Annotated in this window: 11 protein-coding genes; 7 read left to right on the top strand and 4 right to left on the bottom strand. The window is 65.4% G+C overall.

The annotated features are described in order from the left end of the window. The first annotated feature begins 40 nt into the window (after positions 1 to 40). Both IGS60_RS25255 and IGS60_RS25250 read left to right on the top strand, forming a co-directional pair. The gene (locus tag IGS60_RS25255; protein WP_162995534.1) at positions 41 to 193 is read left to right on the top strand and encodes a hypothetical protein; all 153 of its coding nucleotides are present in this window, start codon (positions 41 to 43) and stop codon (positions 191 to 193) included. 24 nt (positions 194 to 217) lie between these two features. Further along, a complete protein-coding gene (locus tag IGS60_RS25250; protein ID WP_034753464.1) occupies positions 218 to 457 on the top strand; it encodes a hypothetical protein in 240 nt (79 codons plus the stop codon). Between the two features lie 173 nt (positions 458 to 630). Here IGS60_RS25250 and IGS60_RS25245 read toward each other — a convergent pair whose 3' ends face one another. Next, positions 631 to 5,055, bottom strand: a complete 4,425-nt coding sequence (locus IGS60_RS25245; RefSeq protein ID WP_230506546.1) for a translocation/assembly module TamB domain-containing protein — start codon at positions 5,053 to 5,055, stop codon at positions 631 to 633. Further along, complete coding sequence (locus IGS60_RS25240; protein ID WP_230506545.1) at positions 5,055 to 6,962, bottom strand: autotransporter assembly complex family protein; 1,908 nt, start codon at positions 6,960 to 6,962, stop codon at positions 5,055 to 5,057. The genes IGS60_RS25245 and IGS60_RS25240 overlap by 1 nt, the downstream gene beginning before the upstream one ends. 223 nt (positions 6,963 to 7,185) lie before the next feature. Between IGS60_RS25240 and queC the strand changes: the two genes are divergently transcribed. Next, entirely contained in the window at positions 7,186 to 7,899 is a 714-nt protein-coding gene (gene queC / locus IGS60_RS25235) for a 7-cyano-7-deazaguanine synthase QueC (protein ID WP_230506544.1), read from the top strand. A 79-nt stretch (positions 7,900 to 7,978) separates the two neighbouring features. After that, a complete protein-coding gene (locus IGS60_RS25230; protein ID WP_230506543.1) occupies positions 7,979 to 8,872 on the top strand; it encodes a sterol desaturase family protein in 894 nt (297 codons plus the stop codon). A gap of 8 nt (positions 8,873 to 8,880) precedes the next feature. Here the strand turns inward: IGS60_RS25230 and IGS60_RS25225 are convergent, their stop codons facing one another. After that, on the bottom strand, positions 8,881 to 9,564 hold the full coding sequence (locus tag IGS60_RS25225; protein WP_230506542.1) for an AraC family transcriptional regulator: 684 nt from the start codon (positions 9,562 to 9,564) through the stop codon (positions 8,881 to 8,883). A gap of 259 nt (positions 9,565 to 9,823) precedes the next feature. Here IGS60_RS25225 and IGS60_RS25220 point away from each other — a divergent pair, with 259 nt between their 5' ends. Continuing rightward, complete coding sequence (locus IGS60_RS25220) at positions 9,824 to 12,862, top strand: CHASE domain-containing protein (RefSeq protein WP_230506541.1); 3,039 nt, start codon at positions 9,824 to 9,826, stop codon at positions 12,860 to 12,862. On the opposite strand, the gene IGS60_RS25215 is transcribed toward IGS60_RS25220, so the two are convergent. After that, the gene (locus tag IGS60_RS25215) at positions 12,863 to 13,237 is read right to left on the bottom strand and encodes a hypothetical protein (RefSeq protein ID WP_083287436.1); all 375 of its coding nucleotides are present in this window, start codon (positions 13,235 to 13,237) and stop codon (positions 12,863 to 12,865) included. A 211-nt stretch (positions 13,238 to 13,448) separates the two neighbouring features. On the opposite strand from IGS60_RS25215, the gene IGS60_RS25210 reads away from it, so the two are divergent. Then, a complete protein-coding gene (locus IGS60_RS25210; protein ID WP_143449926.1) occupies positions 13,449 to 13,685 on the top strand; it encodes a hypothetical protein in 237 nt (78 codons plus the stop codon). A 121-nt stretch (positions 13,686 to 13,806) separates the two neighbouring features. After that, a complete protein-coding gene (locus tag IGS60_RS25205) occupies positions 13,807 to 14,316 on the top strand; it encodes a hypothetical protein (protein ID WP_070292404.1) in 510 nt (169 codons plus the stop codon). Positions 14,317 to 14,458: the final 142 nt, after the last annotated feature.

Here is a 14,458-nt window from a genome sequence, read left to right as displayed (position 1 = left end):
CTCGTGGTATGGTCTTCCTTTGTCTGCAGGGAGGCCAGCCATGACCGTCATCCATGCCCACCGCGCGCCCGACCCGGCGCCCGTCGATGAACCCATGCCGGCGCCGGAGCCGCAAGAAGCGCCCGGGCGCCACCCGGGGCCCGTGCACCCGGTGCCGCAGGACGATCCCGTGCCGCACCCGCATCCCAGTTAATCTCGTCAAGAAAGGCTGTTTTAGATGGCAATTGTCAAGGAAGTCTACACACGCAAAGTCAGCGGAGAATCGTTCGACTATGAACTCGATTACACCCAGGGCGCGGACGTGGCCTGGATTGCGCGCGTGTACCACGACGGCGTGCTGAAAGGCTCGCCGCACGGCGCGCTGACGGCCAACGTGCTGTCCGGCCCCGCGCTGGAGCAATATCTGCGCGCGTATGTCGAAGGCATGATCGAGCGGGGACTCGACGTGGCCGAGTAAGATCGCCTTTGCGGCAGATCAAGACAAAGGGCGCCGAGGCGCCCTTTGTTGTTTCGGTGGTGTCGGATTACGCGGCTGCGCCGCGAATCCGACCTACGTGGATGCACATGGGCCGTAGGTCGGATTAGCGGGGCCACGCCCCGCGTAATCCGACAACATTGTTGGCCGCCAATCTAATCAAACGCCCACGTATACAACACGTCCAGCGCATTGTTCGTGCCCGTCTGGAACTGCAAAGTGATGCGGCGGTTCAGTTTGTAGCGCAGCTTGACCAGGCTCGTCGCCGTGCTCGTGCCTTGCTCGAACGTCAGGTAGGCGCGCGACGACAGCCGCTTGCCGACGGTGACGACCGTGCTTTCCAGCCCTTGCGCCTGCGACAGGCCCACTTCATCGAGGCCCAGCGAATTGGCCAGCTTGCCCTGCAAGCCGCCGCCGGAGCCGCCGAAGAGGGCGCCTGCGGCCGTCGTCAAGAGCGCCATTTCATCGCCGGCCGCCGTTTCCGCGCCGTGGCCGAGGATCAGCCATGCCAGCTTGTCGCTGTCCGACACGCTCGGCGTGGACACCAGCTTGGCCGTCGGCGCCTGCGCAGTGCCGCGCACTTCCACGCCCGCTTCCACGTTCGTTTCCGACAGCGCTTCGCCTTCGGGACGCTTGCGCACGGCCAGGATATTCAGCGACGGGTTGTCGTAGGCGCCCGTGAAGGCGATCAGGCCCCGCTCGATCGACAGCTTCTGTCCATACGCGGCGTACTGGCCGTTCGTGACCTTGATGCTGCCCGTCACGCGCGGCGCGGCGCGGTTGATGACTCTGGCGCGCACATTGCCCGCCAGGTCTGCATCGAGCCCCATGCCGCGCAGGTGGAAAGCGTTGCCCAGGTCAAACTCGAGGTCGATATTCAGCGGCAGCGAAGGCGCTTCCTTGCCGCCCTTGACTTCCTTGCCCAGCACCACGACGTCGCTGCTTTGCGTGGGGGTATCCTGCGGCGCCAGTTCGATCAGCGCGCGGTTGGCCTTGAACTTGCCCTCGAAGCTGAAGCGCTTGTCGTTGCGCACCAGGGTGCTGTTGCCCGACAGGACCAAAGTGCGGTCCGGACGCGACAGCGCCTGCAGGCGGTCGGCCATCAGCTTCAGTTCCAGGCTCGCTTCGCCATTCGCAAAGCGCACCCAGCCATCGGCCTGCACCTTGCCGTCGCCGCCGTCAAAGCTCAAACGCTGCAATTGCAATTGATCGCCGGCCAGCTTGGCTTGCAGCACGCCATTGCGCAATTTCAAGCCCTGGTCGGCCCAGTTCACCAGCAGCTTGCTGCCGTTGATGTCGCCATTCAATTGCGGCGCGCCGATGGTGCCGCTGCCGGACAGGGCCACCTTCAAGGCGCCGCCCAGTTCCAGGCCCGGCTGGCCCGTCAGCGGCGCCAGCCACGCCAGCGAATCGATGCTGGTGGTGCCCGTCAGGGACAGGGCGCTGTCGTTGCTGATGCGTCCGTTCAGCATTTGCACGGTGGCATTGATATCGCTCTGGCCCGCGCGTGCGCCATCGAGTTTCACGGCCAGGCGCAGCTGCTGGTTGGCGACATCCACGCGCGCATCGAAGGTGCGCAAGCCCAGCGCCAGCGGCTGTTCCACGCCCACCGTCACGTCGCCTTTTTCGCGGTAGATGTGCAGCATGCCCGCCAGCGAGGGATCTTTCTGTTTCGCCGTCGGCACCTGCATGTCGAGCGACCATTGCGCGCCCAGGGTCAGGTCGCTGCGCGCATTGGCTTGCAGCGAGGGAATGACCTGCGCCAGATAGGTCAGGGCCACGCCGGCAGCCTGGCCGGAACTGGTCCAGCGGGGGCCGTTCTTGACGAGGTTTTGCATGGTGATGCTGCCTGCCGGCAATTTGATGACGGTGTTGCCCACGCTGATCTGCTCCGGCTGGCCCAGGCCCGCCACGCCGCTGCCGGCCGGTCCCGCCACTTTCACGGGCACGGGCGCTTGCAGCACGAGCGCATAGCGGCCCTTGTTTTGCAGGCTGTCGATCGTGCCCGTCCAGGCGGCGCCGCTCTGGCTGCCGCGGATTTGCACGGTGGCATCGAAATCGTCATTGCGCGCCGTCAAACTGACCGTATGGCTGCCGCGCGTGCCCGTCGTGCCCAGGCGGGCGCTGGCCAGCTTGAAGGTGGGCGTGCTGTAGCCCGTGATCTCCAGGCTGCTGACCATGGGGTCGAGCGCGCCCTGGCCGGCGCCCACGCTGGCGCTGCCTTTCACGGCTTTCAATTGCTGGTCGCCAAAGAAGGTCAGATCCTTGCCATCGAGCGTCAGCTGCGCGGCGGGCGCGTCCATCTTGCCCGAGACGGAACCGGCCGCATGCAGCACGCCGGCAAACTTGGGGCCCAGGGTCGACAGTTGCGGCGCATCGAGCTTCCACCTCAGCTGGTCTGTGGCGCCGCCCAGCGCGCCCTTGGCCAGCAGGCTGTTCGGCCCCAGGCGCAATTCCGTATCCACGCTGTCGATGCGTTTCGCATTGGCCGACAGCTTGGCGTAGCCGGCCAGCGGGGCATTTTGCAGGGTCGATTCGCGCAGGGCCAGGTTGAGGGCCACTTGCCAGTCGCTGGTGAGGCGGCCGCTGCCGTTGAAATCCGCATTGACGTTGCCGTTGGGCATGGATGCGCCAAACGCGGCCGGGTTGATCTTTTGCAAGGAACCCGTCATTTTCAATTCCGCCTGCTGCTTCGGACCCGTCAAGCCCACGTCGCCGCTGGCGTGGATGGCGCTGTCGGGCGCGGGGCGCTTGCCGCTGGCGAGGCCCAGTCCTTTCGCGTCGGCAACAAACGTCGTGCGCGGCTGCTGCAGCGTGCCCTGCACCACGCCGCTGGCCAGCACCGTACCCAGCAAGTCGCCCTGCAGGGCAGAAAGTTGCCGTGCATCGACGTTCCAGTTGAGCTTTTCGCCGGCGCCGCCAAAGTTGCCCTTGGCAGTCACTTTGTTTTTGCCCAGTGCCAACTGCACGTCGATGCCGCTGAAGTGGGCCGCATCGGCCGTCAGCTTGCCCTTGCCGGACAGGGGCTGGTCGAGCAGCTTGCTGGGGCGCACGGTGAAGTCCGCGTTCGCCAGCCACTTGGGGGCCACGTGGCCATGGGCGCGCACGTCGAGGTTCAGGTCGGCCACGGGGAAGGCGCCGAAGTCGGCGGGATTGAGGCGGCTGGTGCTGGCCACGGCCTTGAACGGTTGCTCATCCTTCAGGCTGATCTGGCCCGTCGCGTTGACGCTGCTTTTGCCTGCCTGCAAGGTGGCCTTGCGCAGTTGCACGAGCGAATCGGCCAGGGTGGCTTCCATGTCCAGGCGCAGCTTGGCTTCGCCGAGTTTGGCGCGCAGGGTTTGCGTCTTGCCGTCGCTGTCGAGCACGATGTCGCCGACGATCTTCGTGCTGTTGATGCTGCTGTAAATGTGCTGCAAGTCGATCTTGTCCGTGTGCAAGGTCAGTTGCGCATTGCCGATGGGGCCATCGACGGCATCGCGGTTGAGTTTGCCGCCGCCCGTGAACTTGCCCGCGTTGCCGAAATCGATGATGGCCGACTCCAAGGTCGTGGCCGTCAGGGTGCCGCCCAGGCGCGCCTCGAACTGGCGCAGCGGCAGCTTTTGCTGGTCGATGGGGCCCGGCGTGGCGTGGTTGAGGATGGCCAGCTTGCCCGACACGGTTTGCTTCGTCGGCCGGGTGTCGATGGCGGCATCGAGTTCCAGGCTCAGGTCCGCCTGCGGCAAGGTGGCGTCGAACTTGCCCGGATTGATGTTGCGGCCTTTGATGCTGGCCGAGCGCAGGATGATGACGGGGTCGAACGGCGCCAGCGCCAGCTGGGCGTCGGCCGTGGCCGCGCCCGCATTGCCCTTGGCCGTGACGTTCAGCACGTTCAGGTCGCCGCCCAGCTGCAGCGCCAGGGCGGCCGGTTTTTCGCCGGCGGCAGGGTTGATCTGCGTCAAGCCCGCCTTGCCGCTGAGCTTGAACGGCTGCGTGGCGGCGATCGTCGCGCTGGCCGTGGCCTGGCCGAACGGCGTGACGGCCGATGCATCTTCCAGCTGCCATTGCGACTTGTCGCCCGACAAGGTGAAATGGATTTTTTCAAACACCGTATTGCCGCCCGCGCTGACGAGGGTCACCTTGTCCAGGCGCGCGTCGGCAATGCCGATTTTAAAAGGCGCGGCCAGGCTGGCGGGCATGGTCGACGGTTCCTCGGACGGCGCCGTGCTTTCCACGGACAGGCTGGCCACGTGCAGTTCGCTGATGGCGATGCCTTCCGAGAAGAACTGGAACGGCGACCAGTTGATGTCGATGTTGTCGGCCGTGATGTGCTGCGTCTTGCTGCGGTAGCTGACGTGGCCCAGGTGCATGCGGTTGTACAGCGAGCCGGACACGCCCGACACTGCGATGTCGCCGCCGCTGGCGCTGGCCACTTTTTGCACCAGCATCTGCAAGGTCGATTCGCGGCCCAGGAACCAGAAGCCGGCGCCCAGCAGCACGGCCAGGCTGGCGACGGCGATCAGCACGTAGCGCACCCAGCGGCGCGGTTTTTTCGCCGGCGGTGGCGGCGCGGCATCGTGGGACTCGGTAGAAATATCGGACATCAGAAAGTGAATCCCAGAGAAAAGTGCAAACGGTAGGCGTGGACGGCGTGGCCATACGCCACGTCGACATTGATGGGGCCGACGGGGCTCTTGTAGCGCCCGCCCAGGCCATAGCCCGATTTCGGCGTCATGGCCGCTTTGACCGTGTCGGCCGCGTTGCCGGCGTCATAGAAGGCGGCAACGGCCCATTTCGGCTTGAACCAGTACTGGTATTCGGCGCTGCCGGTGAGCATGTAGCGCCCGCCGATGGTGGCGTCGCCTTCCTTCACGCCCAGTTCCTGGTAGCCATAGCCGCGTACCGACTGGTCGCCGCCCGCGCGGAACAGGTAGACGGCCGGCACGCCGCGTTTTTCCTTCGAGCCCAGCGCGCCCATTTCGCCGCGCACGATCAGCTCGCCCTTTTCGCCGAGCGGACGGTAATACACGGCCTTGCCGGCCACGCGCACGAAGCGCTCGTCCGTCAGCAGGGGCAGCAGGGCGCCGCCCACCTGGGCGTTGATGACGTAGCCCTTGGTGGGGAACAGCAGGCTGTCGAGGCTGCGCTTGGTGATGGCATAAGTCAGCGGCAAGCTCTTGCTGCGCGTCTGTTCCAGGCCCACCACCGTCTTGTCTTCGCTGAGGAACTCGAACGTCAGGCTGCGCTCGAGGTTGGTGCCGCCCCAGTTGCGCTTGGCCGAGATGGTGGTGACGGCCGTGATTTCATTGGAAATATCGCTGCGCTCGAACGAGGCGCCCGCGCTGTCGTTGTAGCCGCGCTCGGTGGTCGGAAAGTAAAAATTGGCGTGCGCCGCCTGTTTCTTCGTTTCCATGGTGATCGCGCTCTTGAAGCGCGTGCCCCACACGTTCAGGTTGTCATAGTTGAGCTGGGCACGATTCCCCGTATTCGTACTGAAACCGAGACCGGCGCTGACGTTCTGCTGCTTGTTTTCCGTCACGCGCACGACCAGCGGCAGCTGCGGCGCGGGGCCGCGGTTGGCGGGCCTGGCTTCTGGCGCGGCGCCGGCGGCCTCGGCCTGCTGGCTTTCCTGGCCCGCCTCGATCTGCTCGCCCAGGATGCTGCTCATGTCGGCACTGACTTCCACGCTGGCAAAGTAGCCCGTGTCCTGCAGGCGCGCCTGGAACGATTGCAGCGCCGATTCGCTGTAATAGTCGCCCGGGCGTATCTTGTCGAGGTTGCGGATGATGCTGGCATCGTAGCGTTTCAAGCCTTCGATGCGCAGCTCGCCGAAGCGCAGCTCGGGGCCGCTGTCGAGCACCACCAGCAAGGAGACCTTGTGCGTTTCCGGGTCGACCACGGCTTGCGTATCGACCAGCTGGGCGCGCGGGTAGCGCGTCTGCACCACTTCGCGCAGCAGCGCGCGCTTGGCCGCTTCCCATTCCGCCTGGCGGAACACGCTGCCCGTCTTCAGGGCCCAGCTGCGTTTCAGGGCTTCCGTATCGTAGGGTTCGGAAGCGGCCAGCGGCGGCGTGGGATCGAAGCCGCGCAATTCCAGCTCGACCTTGTCGATGGTCACCGGCTGGCCCGGATCGACGTCAACGATGACGACGGGTTTGGCGCCCGTCGTATCGACGCGCACCGTGACGACGGGCGTGTAGTAGCCGGCCGTGGCGATGAGGTTTTTGGCTTGCTCGGGCGTATCGCGCACGAGGCGCTGCAATTGCTCGCGATCCATGCGCGGGTTGCCGCGGAAGCGTTCCAGGTCCAGGTTTTTTTCCAGCAGCTCATCGAGGTCGCCGGGCGCGTTGACCTTGACCTCATACTGCAGCGGGGCGGGCGCCGTGTCCGTGGCGGGGCTGTCCGCAACGGCATCTTGCGTGCGTTCCTGCGTACCCTCCTGCGCGCCGGCATGGGCGATGGGAAACAGCGAGATGACACTGCCGGCGGCCGCCAGTGTCAGTTGACCCATTGCTTTTGTCACTACTTGTGCCAAAATTCGTGGTCGTATCGCCTTGCCGGCAGCCGTATGCCGTATGGGTCGTGCAGAAAACATGGTGCTCCAGATGAGTAAATGCTGACTGCATGTTACCGGAATAGGTAAACTGATGGCGGACGAATAAGTATTTTTTGCACTGGGAATCTTGTTTCCCCGCGCACAATTGGAACAGAATCAAACTGAAAAGAAAGAAATTATGCTAGCAACGGACTCCGCACTGGTGCTCTTTAGCGGTGGACAAGATTCCACCACCTGCCTGGCCTGGGCTCTCAAGCACTATAGCCGCGTGGAAACCATCGGCTTTGACTATGGACAGCGCCATGCGATCGAGCTGACCGTGCGTCCTGGCGTGCTGGAACAGATGCGCCGGCAGTCGCCCGAGTGGGACAGCCGCCTGGGCCAGGACCACATGATCGACCTGTCGTTGATTTCCGCCATTTCCGATACGGCCATGACGCAGAACGTCGAGATCGTCATGCAGGAAAACGGCTTGCCGAATACCTTCGTGCCCGGCCGTAACTTGCTGTTCATGACGGTGGCCGCCACCGTGGCCTACCGCCGCGGCTTGACGGTGCTGGTGGGCGGCATGTGCGAGACGGATTTTTCCGGCTACCCGGATTGCCGCGACGACACGATGAAAGCGCTGCAAGTGGCCCTGAACCTGGGCATGAATACGCGCCTGAAGCTGGAAACGCCGCTGATGTGGCTGGACAAGGCGCAAAGCTGGGACCTGGCGGAAGACCTGGGCGGCCAGCCGCTGGTCGACCTGATCCGCAGCGGCACGCACACCTGCTACCTGGGCGAACGGGGGCAATTGCACGACTGGGGCTATGGCTGCGGCACTTGCCCCGCCTGCGCCCTGCGCGCGAACGGCTACCAGCAATACGCGGCGAGGAAGGCTGCCAAGTAAGTAATTTTGCGCCGTTTATTCAAGCGGCGCGGCAGGGGGGATGGCCATGCTGTGGTTTTTGCCACAGGAGAACCTTGCCATGACATCCCTCTTTGCCGCGCTGTACGGCCCCGTCTTCTGGGCCGGCTTCATCGGCGCCGCCAGTTACCTGATTGCGGTGTGCCGCTATTCTTTCTGGGTCTTGCCGCCCTTGCTGTTGCTGGCGCTGCTCACGTCCCTTCTTGCCGAACGCTATCTGCCGTATGACGGCGCGTGGAACCACGCGCACGGCGACGGCTGGCGCGACGTGCTGCACGCGCTCGTCAATGAAGCGCTATATCTGCTGGGCCTGGCTGCCTTTCCCCTGCTGGCAGGGCACCTGGCGCTGGGCGCATTCTGGCCGGGCCAGCTGCCGTTCTGGGCGCAGCTGCTGCTGGCCATCCTCATCGCCGACTGCGGCATCACGCTCGTGCATTACCTGAGCCACCGTTCTTATTTTCTGTGGAAACTGCATGCCGTGCACCACAGCGTGCGGCGCCTGTACGGTTTCAATGGCTGGATGAAACACCCTTTGCACCTGCTGCTGGAAGCGGCGGGCGGCATGCTGCCCTTATTGCTGCTGGGCATACCGGAGCCTGTCATGGCCGTGCTGGCGTTTGCCGTGGCGATCCAGCTGTTGCTGCAGCACGCGAACGTCGACATGCGCATGGGGCCGCTGCGCCACGTGTTTACCTGGGCGCCGCTGCACCGTTTTCACCACATGAAGTACGGCACGGCCGGCGACGTGAATTTCGGCCTGTTCTTTACGTGCTGGGACCGCCTGCTGGGCACGGCCTTCGACGCACCGGATTACCGCATGCGGGGCGAGGACCTGGGCATCGGCAGCCGTCCCGATTACCCGCTCGCGTATGGAGCGCAATTGATCGAACCGTTCCGCGCGGAAGAGGGCGTGCGCGCGCCCGAGCTGCCGGCCGGCTTGCGCAACGGGTCGTAGCCGGCAGGTCAATCGAGCAGCTTGACGTCGAGCTGGCGCAAGCTGCGGTCGGCGCGCACGCCGAACAGGCTGCGCATGGTGCGCGAAAAATGCGCGGCATCGGCAAAGCCGGCGCCGTGGGCCGCGTCCGTCAGAGTGCTGCCGAGCAAGATAAAACGGATGGCCAGGCGCAAGCGGCGCCACAGCACCAGCCGCCGCACGGGCAAGCCCAGCTGGGCGCTGAACAGGCGTTCCAGCTGGCTCAGCGACAAATGCGCGGCCCCGGCCACGGCGGCCGCGCTGACCTTGCCCGACAACAATATGTCGACCTGCTCCAGCGCGCGCCGCACGCGGGCGTCGGACAGGATTTCCCGGGGCTGGGCCTGCAGGGCGGCGGCGACATGCTCCAGCGTGGGCGCGCCAGCATGGGCGGCGGCCGCCAGCAAGGCTGCACCGCCCAGGCGCTGCGGTTCCGCATAGATGGTCAGCATGGGCGCCGGTGCGGCGACGATGGCGTGCGGGCGCAGGCTTTCGACCAGCAAGTGCCGCGCCGTGTGGACGATGCCGTCGAGCTCGGCCGTGAAGGGCGCGCCCGTGCTCAGCATCAGCTGGTGCGCATAATGGGCGTGACTGTCCGTGGCGCCCGCTGCGCCATGCAAGATGGCAAAATCCGGCGCCAGCCACAGTGTTCCCTGCCAGCTATCGTGCTGCAAACGCGGCTCCCTGATGATGGATGACGGGGCGATCATAGCAGCCGGCGGGAATGGTTTTCATGGCATTGAATTTTCCTGGAGTACACATCATTGCATCGATGAAATATGTGGTCTTTTTAATACAATATTCGGCATTGCAAGGGCGCCCGCTGTAACGTACTATCATTCTCATCGACTACCGATGGTAATCGTGCAGCCCGCTGCCAGCCATGTTGCCGGCAGTGTCGCGGTTTGATGTCGTCCTGCCTGTCAGCCTGCCATGTCTACACGCGCGTCTTCGTCGTGGTTTGCCCGGCCAGTGTCGTACTGGGTGGGGCCGCGCGCCTTGGCCACGCTGGTGCTGGCGCTGTGCCTGGGATTGACGTATGGCGCCTGGCGCAATGCCCACGACGCCAGCGAACAGCAGGTGCAGGCCGATTTCGATTTCCGCGTGCGCGAACTGGTGGGCAACATCGCCGGCCGCATGCAGACCTATATCCAGGTGCTGCACGGGGTGCAGGGACTGTATGCCAGTTCGCAGGAAGTCACGCGCCGCGAATTCCATGCCTATCTGGCGGTACAACAGGTCGACCGAAACTTTCCCGGCATTCACGGCATCGGCTACCTGCCGCTGGTGCCCGGCGCCGCCCTGGCGCGGCACGAGGCCAGCGTACGCGCGGAAGGCTATCCCGGCTATGCCGTGCGTCCGTACGGCCAGCGTGTCTGGCATGCGCCCATCACGTATCTGGAACCTTTAAGCGACAGCAACCTGCTGGCATTCGGCTATGACATCTGGTCCGAATCCGTGCGCCGCACCGCGCTCGAGCAGGCGCGCGACACGGGCCAGGCCGCCATGACGGGCAAGATCCACCTGGTGCAAGATGGCGGCAGCGACCAGGCGCATGGTTTCCTGGTCGTACTGCCCGTGTATGACAACGGCTTGCCGCATGCCAGCGTGGAGCAGCGGCGCGCCGCCTTGCGCGCCTGGGTGTTTGCGCCGTTCCGCATGGGCGACCTGATGGCGGGCGTGGGCGGCGAGGCGGCGCGCCAGCTGGACCTGGAAATCTATGACGGCGCGCAGCTGGCCGAGGCGGCCCTGATGTACGACAGCCTGCCGGGCGGCCTGTCCTCTGCCGCCTCGGACAGCCTGTTATCGCGGCAAGTCATCACCATCGCCGGCCGGCCGTGGACCTTGCGCGTGCGCGCCATGCCGGGCTTCGATGGCGAGCTGCTGGCGCGGCCCCGCCTGGTGGCCTGGACCGGTTTGCTGGCCAGCATCGTGCTGGCGCTGGCGGCCTGGCTGCTGGCGGCGGGCCGCGCCCGCGCCCAGGTGGCGCTGGCGCGCTCGAGCGAGCTGACCGGCCAGCTGGAGCAGGGGCAGGCGAGCGTGCTGGCGATGGCCGAGGCGGCGCAACGGAGCCAGGCCATGCTGCGCAGCATCCTCGATTCGACCATCGACGGCATTCTGGTCGACAACATCAATGGCCGCATCTTTACCTCGAACCGGCGTTTCCGCGACCTGTGGCAAGTGCCCGACGCGCTCGACTGGCAAGCCGATGGCGCGGCGCTGGTGCGCCATGTGGAAAGCCAGCTGGAGCAGGCGGCGCCTTTCCTTGGAGCACGCGCCCATGCGCCGCACGGCCACCGCGAGCGGCGCGACGTGCTGCACCTGCGCGATGGGCGGGTGGTCGAACAATATGTGCGCAGCATGCAGTTAGGCAATGAGCAGGCGCGCCTGTGGACCTTCCGCGATATCAGCGAGCGCAGCCAGATGGAGCGGCGCGAGCATACGCGGCGGCAAGTGCTGGAAATGCTGGCCACGGGCGCGCCGCTGGAACGGGTGCTGGAAAGCGTGGTGCTCAGCGTGCAAGCCGACCATCCCGCCATGCTGTGCAGCATCTTGCTGCTCGATGAAAGCCGCCACCGCCTGGTGCTGGGCGCGGCGCCGAGCTTGCCCGCGTTTTTCAACCTGTCCAGCCATGGACACGACCTCGACACCCTGCAGGGCGTGCATGGCATCGCCGCGCAAGCCGTGCGCGACGGCCAGCGCGTGATCGTGGGCGACCTGCATGCCAATGTGCAGGAAACGATGGAACTGGCGTACCGGGCCCAGCTGCAATCATGCTGGGCCGAGCCCGTGCGTGGCGGCTCGGGCAAGCTGCTGGGCGTGCTGATGGCGTATCACCGCCAGCCGACCTTGCCGGGCGCGGCGCATCTGGCGCGGCTCAGCGAGGCGGCGCACCTGGCCGGCATGGCCATTGAGCAGGCGCAGGTGGCGCTGGCCCTGCGCGCCGGCGAAGCGCGTTTCCGCAGCCTGTACGACCACGCGCCCGTGGCCCTGTGGGAGCAGGACTGGTCGGCCGTGCGCGCCGCGCTCGACGCGCTCGAGCAGGCGGGCGTGCGCGACCTGGGCGCCCACTTCCAGGCCAATCCGGACGCGCTGCGGAAGCTGGCGGGCCTGGTGCGCATCATCGATGCGAACGGTGCCGCGCTGGCGCAGGTGCGCGCCAACGAGGACGACCAGCGCCGCGGCGCGCTGAGCCTGGCACAGAATTTCGATGACAGCGCCTTGCCCCGTTTCGGCGATGCGTTGCTGGCGCTGGCTGGCGGCGCCCACCTGTACGAGTGCGAAAGCAGCTTCGTGCGTCTCGACGGCGCGGCGCGGCAAAATGAATTGAGCCTGCTGGTGATGCCCGGGCATGCGGACAGCCTCGATTTCGTCATGGTGTCTTCGCTCGACATCACCGAGCGCAAGCGCATGAACGCGGAACTGCTGCAGCTGGCCACCACGGATTTCCTGACCGGCTTGCCGAACCGCCGTCACTTCATGGCATCGCTGGAAAACGAGCATGCCCGCTTGCAGCGCGAGCTGGCCAGCTGCGCCAGCGTGCTGATGCTCGACATCGATCACTTCAAGCGCGTCAACGACGAGCATGGCCACGCCGTGGGCGATGCCGTGCTGTGCCACCTGGGCGCGCTGATGTGCCAGGCGCTGCGCAAGGTCGACGTGCCGGGCCGCGTGGGCGGCGAGGAATTCGCCATCTTGCTGCCGGGCACGGATCTGAGCGCCGCCGCCGTGTTTGCCGAACGGCTGCGCCGGCGCGTGGCGGAAAGTTCGCTGACCATCGATGGCGGCATTGTGCTCACCATCACGGTGAGCATCGGCATGGCCGCCATGGTCGGTACCGATGCCGATTGCGACGCCGTGCTGGCGCGCGCCGACGAGGCGCTGTACCGGGCCAAGCGGGGCGGGCGCAACCGCATCGAACAGAATGACGGCGGCGGCGACGGCGTGCTCAGCAAGTTCATGGCGCAGTGATTACAGGCTGTGCTGACGCGTCTGTGCCTGCTTGCGGTTGCGGCTGACGATCAGCCAGACGATGGCGACGGGAATCAAGAGCGGCAGCAGCACGGGCGTGCTCAAGGCCAGCGCCAGCGCCACGCACAGGGCCACGACGGCGATCAGCACCACGCCCACGCCGGCCAGTACCACGCCCGTGACGACGGCGCCGCATACCAGCGCAATGGCGGCGATCAGCAGGCCGCCGCCGGCAAACACCAGGCCGAACAGCCACTCCAGCGGTCCGTCGATCTCGTCGCCGTTGAGCTGCATGTGCATGTCCGTGGCGCCGATTTTGTCGAGGAACAGGCAGGCGAGCATGACGATGAGGACGAAGGTGAGCAATTTTTTCATGGTAAGCCTCGGTGTGTGGGTGATCGGGTATTGCATGGTCACACTGTAGGCGCGCGCCCCGCTTGCCGCCAGCGGCGTGCGACAGGCCGTCATTTTCACGGTATGGAAGGCGCTGGCGCCCAGAAAACACTGATCTGGAACAAGATTTCTTTTCTTGTAATGTGCGCAAGCCGTCCTATACTGAACACCTCAGTCTCGCAAGGAGGGCAACATGCTTTTGTTTGCAGATACCGGGGATCAATCGCTATCCCTTTTTCACCATCGAACCACGCGCCAGCGTAGCGCCACGCAGTCCTGCGCCGAGCCCGTCGGCGCGCCATCGGCGATCCCGCCGATCATCATCAATCCTTTTAATTATCATGCGCCGCTGCCGGCCATCGACCCGCGCTGGATACCGCCCGGCCCGCCGCTGACCTGGCCCAACCGGCCTGCCATGTCCATGTGCTGACAGTTGCCTGGGAAGATGCCGGACGGAAGCATTGAACGTTCACCCATGCCGCCGTGAAGGCGGCACGGGCGGGCGTTTTCGACTATCATGCTAGCCCCGACCTTCCATCACGAGCACCGCCATGAGTACCGATTTCCCCGACTTTTCCGACGAAGCCGCCGAGCACGACAATGACGCCCCGATCCAGGAGCCGCGCCTGTGGGTAGGCAATGGCTGGACGGCGCGCGTGATCAAGAACGAGGAAGATGAAGGCTGGGCCGTGGCCATGATCAAGGATGGCGAACCGGAGCCGGCCCTCGTGGGCCCGTGGACCATGGGCCGCGACAAGAAAAACCCGAAGCCGCTCGACGTCAACGCCTTCAACACCCTGGTCAAGACGGCGTCCGAGGTGCTGCGCCGCCACGAGCAGCAGCTGCATGCGCAACTGCACAAGAACCTGTTCGTCGCCACCGACGAGGGGCAGATCAAGGTGATGTTCGACATCGTGCCCGACGAAGACCACCCGTACGCGGAACTGAGCGCCTACGACGCCGACGGCGAACAGATCGCCAAGGTGCGCACCTCGGCCGCGTTCAAGTTCAACGCCACGTCCGCCGCGAACTGGATCGAAGGCGGCTACCGCCGGCCCTAAGCTGCATATTGTTGGCGCTGGTGCTGGTGTCGGATGACGCTCCTTCGGAGCTAATCTGACCTACGTCCGCGGTATCGACGCATGGACAGGTAGGTCGGATCAGGCCTGCAAGGCCGTCATCCGACGTTACCGCCAGCGTCAA

The organism is Janthinobacterium sp. FW305-128, from assembly GCF_020858135.1.
Classification (GTDB): Bacteria; Pseudomonadota; Gammaproteobacteria; order Burkholderiales; family Burkholderiaceae_D; genus Janthinobacterium.
The sequence above is the reverse complement of the archived record's forward strand: the minus strand, read 5'-3'. Positions and strand labels throughout refer to the sequence as shown.